Source organism: Sphingobacterium paludis (assembly GCF_004364125.1).
Taxonomy (GTDB): domain Bacteria; phylum Bacteroidota; class Bacteroidia; order Sphingobacteriales; family Sphingobacteriaceae; genus Sphingobacterium; species Sphingobacterium paludis.
The window spans coordinates 32,990-48,057 of the sequence record NZ_SNZV01000001.1 but is presented as its reverse complement, the minus strand read 5'-3'; the positions used below and the strand labels follow the sequence as shown (position 1 = coordinate 48,057).

10 protein-coding genes and 1 tRNA gene are annotated in these 15,068 nt (G+C 42.9%); 3 read left to right on the top strand and 8 right to left on the bottom strand.

Annotated elements, in window-relative coordinates:
- Positions 1–15: 15 nt before the first annotated feature.
- From urtA to mgtE, 4 genes are all read right to left on the bottom strand, one after another.
- Complete coding sequence (gene urtA, locus B0I21_RS00190; RefSeq protein WP_243835900.1) at positions 16–1,287, bottom strand: urea ABC transporter substrate-binding protein; 1,272 nt, start codon at positions 1,285–1,287, stop codon at positions 16–18.
- Between the two features lie 35 nt (positions 1,288–1,322).
- A complete protein-coding gene (locus B0I21_RS00185) occupies positions 1,323–2,678 on the bottom strand; it encodes a hypothetical protein (RefSeq protein ID WP_133638338.1) in 1,356 nt (451 codons plus the stop codon).
- Between the two features lie 556 nt (positions 2,679–3,234).
- Positions 3,235–3,308, bottom strand: a tRNA-Asn gene (locus tag B0I21_RS00180).
- A gap of 119 nt (positions 3,309–3,427) precedes the next feature.
- Positions 3,428–4,801 (bottom strand): magnesium transporter, encoded by a 1,374-nt coding sequence (mgtE, locus tag B0I21_RS00175; protein WP_133638337.1) that lies wholly within the window; start codon positions 4,799–4,801, stop codon positions 3,428–3,430.
- A 713-nt stretch (positions 4,802–5,514) separates the two neighbouring features.
- Between mgtE and B0I21_RS00170 the strand changes: the two genes are divergently transcribed.
- Positions 5,515–8,256 carry a TolB-like translocation protein gene (locus tag B0I21_RS00170; protein ID WP_243835899.1) on the top strand — a complete coding sequence of 914 codons (2,742 nt, stop codon included), beginning with the start codon at positions 5,515–5,517 and terminating at the stop codon, positions 8,254–8,256.
- 75 nt (positions 8,257–8,331) lie between these two features.
- On the opposite strand, the gene B0I21_RS00165 is transcribed toward B0I21_RS00170, so the two are convergent.
- Both B0I21_RS00165 and sppA read right to left on the bottom strand, forming a co-directional pair.
- Complete coding sequence (locus tag B0I21_RS00165) at positions 8,332–9,522, bottom strand: phosphoglycerate kinase (RefSeq protein ID WP_133638335.1); 1,191 nt, start codon at positions 9,520–9,522, stop codon at positions 8,332–8,334.
- An 87-nt stretch (positions 9,523–9,609) separates the two neighbouring features.
- Complete coding sequence (gene sppA, locus B0I21_RS00160) at positions 9,610–11,376, bottom strand: signal peptide peptidase SppA (protein WP_133638334.1); 1,767 nt, start codon at positions 11,374–11,376, stop codon at positions 9,610–9,612.
- Positions 11,377–11,460: 84 nt separating this feature from the next.
- Here sppA and folK point away from each other — a divergent pair, with 84 nt between their 5' ends.
- Both folK and B0I21_RS00150 read left to right on the top strand, forming a co-directional pair.
- Positions 11,461–11,952, top strand: a complete 492-nt coding sequence (gene folK, locus B0I21_RS00155) for a 2-amino-4-hydroxy-6-hydroxymethyldihydropteridine diphosphokinase (RefSeq protein WP_133638333.1) — start codon at positions 11,461–11,463, stop codon at positions 11,950–11,952.
- Positions 11,949–12,305, top strand: a complete 357-nt coding sequence (locus B0I21_RS00150; RefSeq protein ID WP_133638332.1) for an Hpt domain-containing protein — start codon at positions 11,949–11,951, stop codon at positions 12,303–12,305. The genes folK and B0I21_RS00150 overlap by 4 nt, the downstream gene beginning before the upstream one ends.
- Positions 12,306–12,317: 12 nt before the next feature.
- Here B0I21_RS00150 and B0I21_RS00145 read toward each other — a convergent pair whose 3' ends face one another.
- Both B0I21_RS00145 and rho read right to left on the bottom strand, forming a co-directional pair.
- A complete protein-coding gene (locus tag B0I21_RS00145; RefSeq protein ID WP_133638331.1) occupies positions 12,318–12,992 on the bottom strand; it encodes a CDP-alcohol phosphatidyltransferase family protein in 675 nt (224 codons plus the stop codon).
- 65 nt (positions 12,993–13,057) lie between these two features.
- The gene (rho, locus tag B0I21_RS00140; protein ID WP_133638330.1) at positions 13,058–14,530 is read right to left on the bottom strand and encodes a transcription termination factor Rho; all 1,473 of its coding nucleotides are present in this window, start codon (positions 14,528–14,530) and stop codon (positions 13,058–13,060) included.
- Positions 14,531–15,068: the final 538 nt, after the last annotated feature.

Genomic DNA, 15,068 nt, shown 5'->3' with positions numbered 1-15,068 from the left:
AAATAGTTTAAGTCCTTATTTTGCGACAGCAAAATCGAAGAAAGGCTGAGGCTGTATCAGTCCCTCCGATTTCCAGATAATGTTAAATTGTCCATCGGGTTTAATTTCACCAATAAGGGCCGGTTTTGCCAAATGGTTGAGCTTGGTATCCATAGTAACTGTTCCTGCCGGAGAGTCAAAAGAAAGTCCCAATAACGCAGCACGTACTTTGTCCACCTCAAAAGAACCGGCTTTTTCCGCTGCTTTAGCCCAAAGATAAACATTGGTGTAAGCCCAACAGATAGGATCATCTACAACGCGTTCGCTACCACCGGGCAAATTATTATCTGCACAGAATTTCTTGAAATTGGCCACAAAATCACTGTTCCTAGGACTGTCGATAGCCTGAAAATAATTCCAGGAGGCGAGATGACCGACCAAAAATTCTGTATCCATAGAACGCAGCTCATCTTCAGCTACCGAAAATGCCATAACGGGACAAGTTGCCGAAGTAAGCCCTTGATTGGCAAATTCTTTATAAAAAGGAATATTGGAGTCACCATTGATCGTCGACAGTACGCAGGCTTTGCCACCGATGGCAAACTTCTTGATCTTCGATACGATGGTTTGATAATCCTGATGATGGAACGGTGTGTATTCTTCGATAATGTTCTCTGCCGGCACACCGTTTGACAGCAGATAGGATTTCAAAATCTTGTTGGCTACACGGGGGAAAACGTAGTCGGTACCCAAGAGATAAAATCGCTTGTAACTTCCTCCCTCCGGGCTCATCAAGTATGCCGCAGCTGGAATCAGCTGCTGGTTCGGAACCGCCCCTGTATATACCACATTTTTAGAGCTTTCTTCACCTTCGTACTGTACGGGATAAAATAACAGACCATTGTTTTGCTCAAACACGGGGAGCACGGATTTTCGGGAAACCGATGTCCAACAGCCAAAAACAGTAGACACTTTTTTGTCGATCAACAGCTCTTTGGATTTCTCTGCAAACAGATCCCAATCAGAAGCTGGATCTACGATGACGGGTTCGATTTGCTTTCCAAGAACACCGCCAGATGCATTAATCTCTTCAACGGCCATCTGGACGGCGTCGCGCAATGAAACTTCCGAAATAGCCATCGTACCACTCAGAGAATGTAAAACGCCGACTTTTACCGTATTGGCAGAGGTATCAGAGGCACTGCTGGAACTCCCAGTATTTCCCGAATTGCATGAGGTAAAGCTTAAAACTCCTATGCCCATCAAGATGGCTGAGTTTTTAAAGAAAGATTCTAGTCCAAAATTCATATCATTAAATTTGAAGGGTGTGTATGTTAAATGGGTTAAAATATAAAAAACTGTAGTTGCAACCAGCACTGACCGTACGTACGTTTATCAAAGGTTGATGTTGCTTCGTTTTCGACATTGTACGTACGTGTAATATAAGAGAGGCGCAGGTTGGTCCCTATGTCATTGAAAAAATAATTGAGCCCGCCTCCAAATACAGAACCAGACTGAAGTTTATCAAACCTCGCAGGCGCTACACCACCCGTCTGGGTCGCATCGGCCGAGATTTGGTTATTTTCAAATTTTATCCATGGCTGTAGCCGTGCTTGCTTAAAATAATATCCCAACTCCAGAAACTGTACCGTTTGAGCGGGTATCAATGCAGCAAATGAGTGCGTTCCAGTGGAGGTACCGCCCGTCATGTACTGAAATGCTGCACTTAAGGTAACGGCGCCCTGATCCGACAAGGGATAATCGACAAACAAATCGCTGCTATAATTCTGATAGCTCCCTTGCTGGTCGTAGCCGACAGCCCAAGTGAGTAGTCGACGTGTTCCGAGATTGGTCCCTGCATAATAGTAATCTTTGTCTGTCTCGAAAAAATTGTAGGCAAGCCGGCCAACAAAACGAAGGGGATCCTTACCGTCAACTATACGACCTGTAAAGGCACCGAGACGATATTCTAATTTGTCTTTAAATAGAAAACCGCGTGTATTTACTCCTAGATCCCGTCCGAAATTACCTTGCAGAGGGCTGTCCTCAAACATATTGTAGGGATATTGGAAGTATGAAAAATCGTTAGCGAGAAGCGCACCAGCACCCTGCAATCCATTTCTATTGTTAGACACCAACTGTTTACCAACGATCAATTGAAATGCATTGCTAAAATCGTGCTGATACTGTGCATCCAAAATGATCGGCGAGACTTTTACATTTTTTGTTCCGTCAGTATTACCGACGCCAATTACGGTCGGCAAGTCCGTTTCCATAAAAAAACTTCCCTTGCGAGACAATTGTCCACCCACGAGCACCCGGGCACGATACAGTGAAAATCCTTTTCCCCAAGCATTTGGTTCTGGAGCTGTATGCGGTATAGCAAAACCATCTTGCTGTGCTGATGCATACATGTGTACGATTGCGCCAACATGAATGGATGGCGTAAACACGGAATCAACTTGCTCGTTTTCTTTACCACGGTTAAAGCTAAATTTAGAATACTTACGTATTTTGTTAAAGTGAGGTATGTCTAATAATGGATTATGGCGCTCTAAAGAGTCCCCCTCTTCGCCATTTTTAACAACATCGAAGGTGTTTTTCGCTTGAGATGCTTGCAAAACAACAACCAATAACCCAGTAAGGCATAAATATCGACGAAGCCTGTAACCCATTAAACTATTTTTTATCTGATTCATACAAAAAAACACTTAAGTAATTGATTAATTTGATCAAATATACTTAAGTATTTATTATAACAGAAATTTTTTAGAAAAATTTATAAGTAAATCACAGATACCATCATTTTATACAAAAAATCGAGACGAAAACAGCACAGAAAAAATCAAAATGGAACATAAATTGAAAAAACACCAAATTAATCAGCATAAAAAGGTGAAGAAACAGGAAATAAAACTTAATAAATGGACAAAAACATCAATTATTAAAATTTAAAAGGTAAAAAGAAAGATAATATTAAAGAAATGACCCTACAACCAAAAAAAAAAGAAAAAAATGGAATACATAATTTCTTTTAACAAATCTTTATATATCGGTTACTCTTCTATCGACCATTTCTTCCTTAAGCACGGTAGAATTTCGGTACCCAATTTGTACCATTCGTATGTGAGTTCAAAAAAAACATGTAAATCACGCCATTTCGGAGGATCCGACTCGGGAAGGGTAGATGTCCCTAATCTGCCCTAAAACGCAAAAAGCTGCTTTTCTTATCGAAAAACAGCTTTTTTTAAGGGGCTCCTGAAGCTGGGCTCGAACCAGCGACCCTCTGATTAACAGTCAGATGCTCTAACCAACTGAGCTATTCAGGAATTTTATGAAGCGGTCAACTCCGTTTCAGTGATGCAATTATCGGAAGTTTTGTTGAGCACTGCAAATATTTTTAAGGGTAAAAACACAACTCACTCACCTACAACGAGATTTTTTTTGACTAAACTAATATCCCTCCCAATACCAACGTGGCAATGGTGAAGTAAATGATCAAACCGGTCACGTCAACCAACGTAGATACGAATGGCGCAGAAGAGCTGGCCGGATCGGCACCCATTTTGCGTAGCACAAATGGCAACATCGCTCCAACCAATGACCCCCAGAGTACGACACCGACAAGCGAAAAGGCGATTGCCAAACCATACAATACCCAAGCATCGCCATACGTACCTGAAAATGCTTGATCCACGGAAATTCGGAAGAAGCCTAACGTTCCCAATATCAGCCCCAGCAAAAGGCCAGATAAGATCTCCCTTCGCATGACTAGCCACCAATCGCGCAAGGTCACCTCCCCCATTGCCATCGCTTGGATAATCAGGGTTGACGCTTGGGAACCACTATTCCCACCACTGGACATAATAACGGGCATCAGTAACACTAAAATAGTTGTTAAGCGGTCTTCATAAAACTTGAGCACGTTAAACGTAAGCAATTGCCCCAGAAAAAGCACGATAAGCCATCCTCCGCGCTTTTTTACCAAATGGAAGATAGATACATCCAAGTAAGGCTCGTCAAGCGCCTCTGTACCCCCTATCCGCTGCATGTCTTCGGTATACTCCTCATTTGCGACCCAAAGGATATCATCAATGGTTACCATACCCAACATAATGCCTTGCTCGTCCACCACGGGAAGAGCGACTCTGTTGTTCATCCGAAAGACATTTACAGCTTCTTCCTGCGGATCGTTCGCGTGAAGTGAAATAAGCCGATTATCGATCAAGTCTTCCACTTTCGTATCCGGGTCCGAAACTAATATATCGCGAATCTTGATATCGTCCATTAATCGCCCCTCTTTGTCGATGACATACAAGACATCAATCGTTTCCGAAGCGTCTCCATAGCGTCGTATGTGCTCCAGGATGCGGGGAATGTCCCAGTGGGGTTTTACGGTGATGTAGTCGGGGGTCATCAGTCGCCCTACACTATCCTCCGGATAACCCAATAGGGAGAGCGCTTCCTTCCGCTCTTCCGGCGAAAGCATAATGATCAAATGCTTCACCACATCACCTTTTAATTCACTAAAAAATGATGTACGATCATCAGGAGGCATCTCGTTAATTAACTCGCGAGCCTTGCCTGGAGACAGCTTTTTGAAGATACGTTCTTGGGTGGGGAAATCGAGGATACTGAATACATGAACTGCCCGGTTGATGTTGAGCGTTTCAATAAAAAGGGCCGCATGCTCTGGAAGCTCATCGATGAACTCTTCCACATCGGAAATGTTCTGCTCATTCAGAAAATCTTGAAGCTCCGAGATCTGATCTGCTGCTATCCAATTCTCAATAAGCTCTACTTGCATTTCTAATTCTTCCATAACACACTATAAATTTTAATCCTACATGGGTACTGTTTGTTTGCAGCAAAAGTCGACTTTTTAGTTGGAAATTACTAATTCATTTTTTTTAACGATCTGCACCAAATATGGATAACAATGACGCCGGAAAACTGTTTGGATCCAAGTCACCAAATAGCGGCATAAGATGCCATCGTGTCATACAACCGCTAGCATCAAAAAACAGCCGGTTTTGTCGAAAAATGAAACGGCTCATTGTACTTTTCAGTATGCTGCAAAGATGAAAAGCGACGATCGAAATTGCGCACATACTATAAATCTCCATCGGGCGTATCGGTTGATTGCGAGAACGAGAAGAGGAATATCTTCCCTCATAAAAAACAGCAATCCACACTACCTACATCGAATAAAAAAACAATTTATTTTCCCTATCTTGTTTGCGGTTTCCAACTCGTAATTATTCATCGGTTTGATTTCGGTATACGGAAGTGTAGAACACCGCAGACGAACATTATGACCACAAAAAAGAATGTAAATCTATTTTGTTAAAATAACATAAAACTATATATATCAATTAATTAACATATAATATATAAACATAAAGAGAATACAAAACAACCAAAATTAACTAAACATCTTAGCAAACCATCAACTCATAGCCATTATTAATGAATAAAAAACTGATTATCAAATTATTAGTAGTATTGTCTGGTACTATTTGTTCAAGCGAATTAATGAGCCAAATAATTGACAACGAACAAGCACACTCATCGATCAAATGGAGACAAATACAGACGGAAAATTACCGGCTTATCTTCCCAAGCACATTCGATAGCGCCGCGATAAAGCTCGCTTCCCAACTGCCATTACTGCGCACGAAAAGTAGTCGGGACCTACAGAAAAACCCAAAGCCAATTAACTTGATTTTACAAGGAAATCATCTCAGTCAAAATGGATATGTACAACTTGCTCCGCGTAAATCGGAGTTTTACCCCGTGCCCTCCTCTACCGCAGACAATCAGGAGTGGCTTCCAAACTTGGCCTTACATGAGCTACGTCATGTTGCCCAATTTGACAAATTGACAGGACGAATTAAAGGCCCTTTTTTCGAACAACTGGCCTTAGCACTATATGCTCTAAATCTACCGGCTTGGTATTTTGAGGGCGATGCCGTGCAGATTGAAACGATACATAGTGCCGGTGGCAGGGGGAGGCTTCCTTCTTGGGAAATGCCGATACGAGCAAACGTACTATCTGGGGAGAAGTATGATTTCAACAAATATGTGCTGGGCTCTTTCAAGGATAACGTCCCCTCACATTACAGTATTGGTTTGTTTTTAAACACGCACCTTACCAACCAATATGGTATCGAAAGCCATGAAAAAATAATGGAGGAAATGCGTACAAAATTGCTTCGACCGTTTAATTTCCAACGAGCTTTCAGAAATGCCTCGGGATTGACGCCGGCAAAAATGTTTGTGGAGATGATGAGCGAACGGGAAAAGTTTTGGTCTGAAAACGACAAGTTATATTCAACAACAAATGAAATAAAAACAAAAGTAAGCCGATATCCGAGTGATTATATCCTACCACAAGCCGATGAAAATGACAGGCTGTATGTACTGAAATCTAGCCCACAATCCGTCAATGAGATCATCAGGATAGATGCTGAAGGTCGGGAGTATGCGATAGCAAAAACTGGGATTCAGATCACGCCCTATTTCCACATAAGAGGGCAGCAAATGGTGTGGGATGAATACAGAAAAGACCCACGTTTTGGTAAGCAAACCTATAATGTCATCAACATCCTCAATCTGCAGACAAAAAAATTAAAAACAATTACGCATAAGTCCAGGTACTATTCGCCCGCCCTACATCCCTCGAAAAATATCATAGCTGTAGTGGAGGTCGACCGGGCCAATCGAAGCCAGTTGGTTTTCTTGAATGCGGAAAACGGCGAGGCTGTAGCGCGTAAAGCGGTACCGAAGGGCGTGCATATACAGCAACCGAAATTTAACGACACGGGTGACAAAGTTATTGTGATAGCGGTAAGCGCTGAAGGAACAAACCTTTTAGAAATCGAAGCGGAAGGCACTAAACAACGACTTCTTTTCGGTTGGGGCAATCAGCAGCTGGAACGCCCGTTTTACGTTGGCGACGACATACTCTTTAAAGCTCATTTTGATGGCAGGGACAATATTTACCGCGTAGACCAGCGTGGCGTAACGTCGAAGCTAACGAATGCTCGCTTTGGCGCATTCAATGCGTCGATCCGCTCAGACAGCCTCTTGTTATTTAACGATTACCGCTACAATGGCTATAAACTTGCTTCCCAAAAATTAACGACCGGAACGAAAAACTTTGCGCAACAGGTACAGCCTTATGTGCAGCCAACTATTGATCAGATCAGCGACGGCGATGTATTGCCACCGGCGGATAGTGTGTATCAAGTAACGCGATACAGCCCAACAGCCAATATGGTTAATTTTCATAGCCTATCCATTAGTAGCACGAACTTCGAAAGCTTCGACAATTATATACCGGGGGTATTTTGGCTATCCAATGATGTTCTGAATACAAGCCAAATAAAACTGGGGTACGAGTATGACCCGGATATATCCAAGAGCATATACTCGGCAGAGGTATCCTACAGAAGATATTTACCAGTATTCACTGCCCGATACGCTAACCGGGGCTTAGTGGGTAATGCGGTGAGCTCCAACCAGCCTGGACAGGTAATCATGTATGACTACCGCGATCATCATGCAACATTTGATATTGCCATACCCCTCTCCGTTTATCGGCAAAATACGGTATACAGCTATGGTCTAAATTTCGGGACATCCTATACAAAGCGCTACGACGTAAGTATCGCTTTGCGTAATTTCAATGAAACTATTGCGTTTCCACTCAACTACCAGGCCTATTTTAACCGAAATAGTATGCGTAGCCGAATGGACCTTGCCCCACGCTGGGGACAAAATATAAGTTTGACCTATAGACATCTTCCCTTCGAACAGCAAATCAGTGGGCAAATCCTGTCCGTACGCACAAACTTTTACTTGCCTGGTATATCAAGCAACCATAGCGTACAATTTCGCGTAGCAGCACAAAAGAGCAATGGTCGATACGAAGGTGTATACGATATTCCGATGGTGTCTGGCTGGGGAAATTTTTCGTCCCCCATCGTCACAAACACGGTTTTGGTTAACTACAGGCTTCCCCTTTTCTATCCGGATTGGAGTATCGGTTCATTGGCCTACATCAAACGTTTTCAAGGTCTCCTATTTTCCGACTTCCAAAACGTGCATAACTCCTCCTCTCCGAAGAGTTTTGGAATCGGTATATCGGCAGACTTTAACGTGTTTCGCTATGTTTTGCCTGATGTGAATGTTGCAGCTCGGCTGGCTTATATAAATGATGCGACGGCGACGCGAAAAGTCATGCCTACCTTTGGCCTGAGCTACACGTACTAAAGGAGGGGATACGGTAACAAATAAAGCCGTAGCAATTTGCTACGGCTTTACTTTACGTGCTGATATGATCAGTAATTAGTCGTTTAATGCCTGAACCCCTGGCAAGGCTTTACCTTCCATATATTCCAACAATGCGCCACCACCTGTGCTTACATAGCTCACGTGCTCGGTCATTCCAAACTTCGACACCGCCGCTGCGGAGTCGCCACCGCCGATTAACGAAAATGCGCCACGTTCGGTAGCAGCAACAACCGCATCGGCTACTGCTTTCGTACCCTTCGCAAAGGTATCAAATTCAAATACGCCCATAGGTCCGTTCCAAAGCAACGTGTTAGAGGCCCCAATCACCTCAGCAAAATGTGCAGAAGATTCGGGTCCAATATCAAGTCCTTCCTTATCGGCAGGGATCGCGTCGTTCGGTCCATCATAGGTAGGCGAATCTTCCGCAAACTTATCCGCAATTTGTGCATCCGTAGGCAACACCAAGTTTACGCCTTTTTCGTCTGCTTTTTTAACTAACTCATTCGCCAGATCCAATTTATCGATCTCGACCAAAGATTTGCCGATTTCACCACCGCGGGCTTTGATAAAGGTGTAAGCCATACCACCACCTATGATCAGATTGTCGACTTTGTCTAGCAGAGCCTCGATCAATTCGATTTTATCAGACACCTTTGCGCCGCCCATGATGGCCGTAAACGGACGATTAGGATTGTTCAACACCTTTTCTGCGTTATTGATTTCAGCAGCAAGCAACTGTCCGGCAAACTTATTATCAGGAAAAAACTCTGCTACGATTGCAGTAGAAGCGTGCGCACGGTGGGCTGTTCCGAAAGCATCATTCACATACACGTCACCTAGCTTTGCTAATTTCTCAGCAAAGGCTTTATCTCCTTTTTCCTCCTCTTTATAGAAGCGAAGGTTTTCTAACAAAAGTACCTCGCCAGCTTTTAAATTAGCGCTTTTCTCTACAGCGTCTTCTCCTATACAATCATCAGCAAATTGGACCTCTACGCCCAATACAGAAGAAAGGTGTGACACGATATGCTTCAAGGAATACTTGTCAGTAGGACCGTCTTTTGGACGTCCTAAATGTGACATCAAAACCACGGAACCACCATCGGCCAAGATTTTCTTAATCGTAGGCGCTGCCCCCTGGATGCGATTATCATCTGTTATATTAAAATTCTCATCGAAAGGAACATTAAAATCCACGCGAATCAACGCCTTTTTTCCTGAGAAATTTACATCATCAATAGTTTTCATATGTACTTTAAAATTTAAGTTGAATGTGACATTTCAAGCTATAAATATAAAAAAAAGGCGGGAATTGGAAAATCCCCGCCTTCAAATTTATCTGATTTCAATGGTATACGGCATTCGCGCTTGTATGCCCGACGATCGCGTAATGGTTTGGAGCTGTTCAACATACTGACGATACTCGCCCAGTTCTTCGCCCAGCATCCAAGCTTTTATTTTTTCTTTAGACGTGCCCAGCAGCGAAGAAAAAGGATCTTTCACGTTCGGGTAATACACCAGCTTATAGTCCTTTAACTTTGCCTTTGCGGCAGCCGAACGAACAGCGCGCTGTACATCGCCCACACCATCTACCAAACCATTCTCCAGCGCTTGACTGCCTGTCCACACGCGGCCCTGCCCGATGCTATCTACGGCAGCAACGGCCATATTTCGGCCTTTAGCTACCTTTCCAGTAAACGTGCCATAAATTCGGTTTACTTCCGCCTGAATAATCGCTTTTTCCTCCTCTGTTAATGGTTTATCTGGTGAAGACATAAGGCCGGCATATTTTCCTGTTTTTACCTCATCAAAACGTATACCCAGCTTATTGTTGAGCAAACCTTGCAAATTGGGTATCAGACCAAAAACACCGATAGACCCGGTCAAGGTCTCTTTCTCAGCAAAAATAGAATCGGCCAAGGCGGAAATATAGTAGCCGCCAGAGGCTGCGTAATCGCCCATAGAAACAACGATAGGCTTCACCGCTTTAGTGAGCTCTACTTCGCGAGCGATAATATCCGATGCTAAGGCAGAACCACCCGGCGAATTTACCCGCAACACAACGGCTTTCACACGATCATCTGTGCGAAGTTTACGTAACTCGCGCGAGAAACGGTCGCCTCCGATATTAAGATCAGACCCTTCACCGTCGACAATGTCACCATAAGCATATAATACAGCAACTCGATCTCCCGTCTTTTCTTTACCGGAAGCCCCCACGTAGTCTAATAAAGAAACCGATGGAATATCTTTCTTTTTTTCGACGTTCAGTCGCTTTTTCAGCTCTGCCAACAACTCGTCTTTGTAAAGCTTCCCATCCACAAATTTATAGCGAACAGCGTCATCGGCGTTTCGTATGAGGTAGTTATTCGCAACATAGCGCAGGGAGTCCACCGATATTTTTCGACCTTCGGAAACATTGGTTAAAAATGAACCGTACATGCTTTCTAAGTATGCCGTAACCTGCATCCTGTTTGCTGCGCTCATTTCGTTCAAAATAAACGGCTCCACTGCCGACTTGTAAGTTCCCACTTTCACGACTTGCATGTCCACACCGAGCTTTTGCAAGGCATCCTTTACAAAAGCGATGGAGCTGGACAGACCGTTAAACTCCAATCCTCCTTCTGGATTTAAGTAAACTTTGTCAGCGACCGAAGCAATATAATAAGCCTTTTGCGTATACGAATCACTGTATGCAACGACAAACTTACCAGATTTTTTAAAGTCCAACAAGGCGTCTCGTATTTCCTTTAGACTAGCCATTCCCGTATTGACATAAGTCGGGTTGAGGTAGATTCCTTTTATACGACTGTCTTCTTTCGCCGCCGCAATACGCCCGATAATATCGTTCAAGCCCAATGATTTCATATCGCCGTAGCCGGGCAAGTTCAGTCCCTCCAATGGGTTTTCACTCGTTCGTTCGGTGATGGCATGGTTCAGTGAAACGTAAAGCACTGCATTGGAAGGAACATCTATCTCCTTACCACTTCCCATTTGACTGACCGTACTCATGATAAGGCCGATAATTACGGCAAAGAAAAGAACAACCACAATGCTGATCCCAGTCACGGTAGCCAATACATATTTAAAAAAAGATCTCATAATACAAATGACGTTTGAAAAACCTAAATTAAACCTTTCTTTGAAGAATTCGAAAATTATATGGATAAGGCTTATCTTTAGGCCATGAATAAGGTGTTTCTCCTTTTAGGAGCTAATTTAGGGGAGCCTCTCGCCCAACTTCACAGCGCAGCGGCGGCCATAAAAAATCGAATCGGATCCATTAATCAGGAATCTCGCATTTATGCGTCGGAGGCATGGGGTGTGCTGGATCAGCCTCCTTTCCTCAACCAAGTATTGGACGTGAACACCGAATTGTCAGCCTTATCAGTTTTGGACCGCATCCAGGAAATAGAACATGATCTCGGGCGTCGTAGGCTCGAAAAATGGGGTGCGCGCCTTATCGATATCGATATTTTGTATTATAACGATGAGATTATTCAACAGGAGCGGCTTAGCGTACCACACCCCTATATTGCACAAAGGAAGTTTACCCTGATACCCTTGGTAGAAATAGCCGCCGATTTTATACACCCTATACTATTAGAAACAAATGAAAGCTTGCTAACCGCCTGCGACGATGCGTTGAAGGTGCAATTATTAAACCCAAACCCATGAATGAAGATTATACGGTGATTGACCCTGTGGCGATCCAACAAAATATGATGCAGAACACGGAATTGATTAAGCAATTTTTAGATCTTTACCTTGTACAAATACCGGTTGATTTTGCTGGATTGACAAAAGCGATGAGCAATGGCCAGCAAATGGACATTTCAAGTAAGGCTCACCACATCAAGCCGACCATGGAGTACATCGGCGCAACCAAGCTACGGGCAGCACTTCAGGAATTGGAAACAGCAGCCAAGAACGGTGCAAATATGCAGACCTTAGAACAACTATTCATTCCGTTAGAGCAGCAATTTGCCCGTCTGCTTTCCGAAATTTCGGCCTATCTTAAAAGCCTTTAGCCCGCGTGGAGTCTAAGCATCTTTCTGCGAAAAGTGCAAAAAAGAAAAAGCTACATAGGCGAGCAGAATAAAGGGAAAAGCGCTAAACTGCAATACCACAAGTAGGATGGCCGCAAGCAGAAGGAATATGTACTTGAACTTATTATCCTGCCAAGTCAACGAAGAAAGCTTCATGCTAAAAAGCCTAATCTCAGACACCAAGAGGTAACTAAGAAGCGCAATGAGGGGCAAAAGGACAATCAGCGAAAATGAAAACGAGCTATTGGAAGCGATAAATGGCAGTGAGACAACGAAGAATGTATTCATCGGGGTGTTAAGCCCTATAAAATCAGCACTTTGTCGCTCATCTACATTGAATTTTGCCAGCCGCAAAGCCGAAAAAATAGTCACGACAAAGCCTAAGTAGGGCACGTAGACAGACGTTGTGGCCGACTGGAGCAGTAGAAAAAACACCACTCCTGGCAGAAACCCAAAACTAACCATATCTGCCAGCGAATCCAGTTCCTTGCCAATAGTAGATTTCACGTGGAGCGCACGCGCCAACATGCCATCGAAAAAGTCAAAAAAACCAGACGCAAGAACACAATAAAACATGTACAGATAGGCCTCATCAAGCGCGAATAAAACAGCCAGACAACCTGAAAAAAGATTCAGACAAGTTAGGGTGTTAGGGAGATGTTTTTTCATGCAATAAAAAAGTTAAGCCACCTTTCTGACGAAAGATGGCTTAAAAATATCAAATGTTGATTGAATTAGCTATTCATACTGATCAAAAACTCTTCGTTTGATTTTGTCCCGCGCAATTGTGTCAACAAGAATTCCATTGCTTCGTTCGAGTTCATGTCTGCAAGATGGTTGCGCAACACCCACATCCGCTGCAAGGTATCTCTGTCCACCAAAAGATCATCTCTACGCGTACTCGAAGCCGTCAGGTCAATCGCTGGGAATATACGTTTATTCGCCAATTTACGATCTAATTGAAGTTCCATATTACCCGTTCCTTTGAACTCTTCAAAAATTACATCGTCCATTTTCGATCCGGTATCGGTTAAGGCGGTGGCTAATATGGTGAGTGAACCACCATTCTCGATGTTTCGCGCTGCTCCAAAGAACCGTTTTGGCTTATGTAAAGCATTTGCGTCTACACCACCCGATAAGATTTTACCCGATGCTGGCGCTACGGTGTTATAAGCACGTGCCAGACGTGTAATCGAATCGAGAAGGATAACAACATCATGTCCACACTCGACCATTCTCTTCGCTTTTTCAAGCACGATGTTGGCTATTTTCACATGGCGATCGGCAGGCTCATCAAATGTTGACGAGATAACCTCCGCGCGTACGTTTCGCGCCATATCAGTAACCTCTTCCGGACGCTCGTCAATAAGCAAGATAATTAAATATACTTCCGGGTGGTTTTTAGCAATTGCGTTTGCCACTTCCTTCAACAAGTTTGTTTTACCCGTTTTTGGTTGCGCAACAATTAAGCCCCGCTGGCCTTTACCGATTGGTGTAAACAAATCCATGATGCGCGTAGACTGGTTGCCTACGCCAAGATCCAGATTAAGCTTTTCATCCGGAAATAACGGCGTCAAATAATCAAACGGAACGCGATCGCGGATCTCTGCTGGATTTTGACCGTTAATGGATTCAACACGCACCAAAGGAAAATATTTTTCACCTTCTTTCGGTGGACGAATACTCCCACGAACGTTGTCACCCGTTTTCAATCCAAATAATTTAATTTGTGATTGAGAAACGTAGATATCATCAGGTGAGGTCAAGTAATTATAATCTGAAGAACGCAGGAATCCATAGCCATCTGGCATAATTTCGAGAACACCCTCGTTTACAATAACGTTATCAAAATCTGTTGGAAGTACAGGAGATGAAGACTCCGCTTTAGGCGCATTTTCTGTCGCTGCAACGGGTCTTGCGGCGGCTTCCTCCACAACAGTAAGCTCTGGTCTTACCTCTTCACTAGAAGGTCTTTTTGTAACGGCTACAGGCTCTGTTTTTAGGGTGCGAACACGTTTTCTGGGCTTATCAGCTTCATCCGCTGCCGGCACCTCGACTTGTTCTTCTTGAATTGATTGTTTGGCAATAGCAGAAATGCGATCAATCAACTCTTGTTTGCGTAGTTTATCGACATCAGCGATGCCCAATACTTTTGCAATCTCGCGTAACTCCGACACGAGTTTGGTATTTAGTTCATTAATATCCATTAACTTGTTATTATGAGATATAGGATTTTTATTGCAATTTGATTTTATCCGATCTATTCTAGCCTATGCTACCTACATGAAAAGGAGAGCTAAAACATATTTTAAAGATTCACTTATTGAAAGTACATTAGATCACCTCAAAAGGATAAATCTGAGAATTGGCACAAAAATAACATAAGATTTGTATATTCAAAGAAATTATATATATTTTTTTCACTCTGGAACAGATATTAATATTAACGCAGATCAAACAAAAATGTTTTATAGCTCTTCACTTTTTATATATATTTTATTTTTTTAAACCATTTACCTGTTTCCTGGAACATATAAAACAGCACTCCTTTCGCGCAAACTAAAGTGTACGCCATTTGTTCACCATGGATACCGACATATTTTAGCAGATTAGGTAACAGCAGTTATTGTACTAAATACACTAAGATACGAAAAAATGTTTTTCGTAAAAAAAACGGCTTTACATGCTCTAAACACACTTTTTACAGCAAAAAAAACATAAAGCAGTTTGGAAATACGCTTTTTT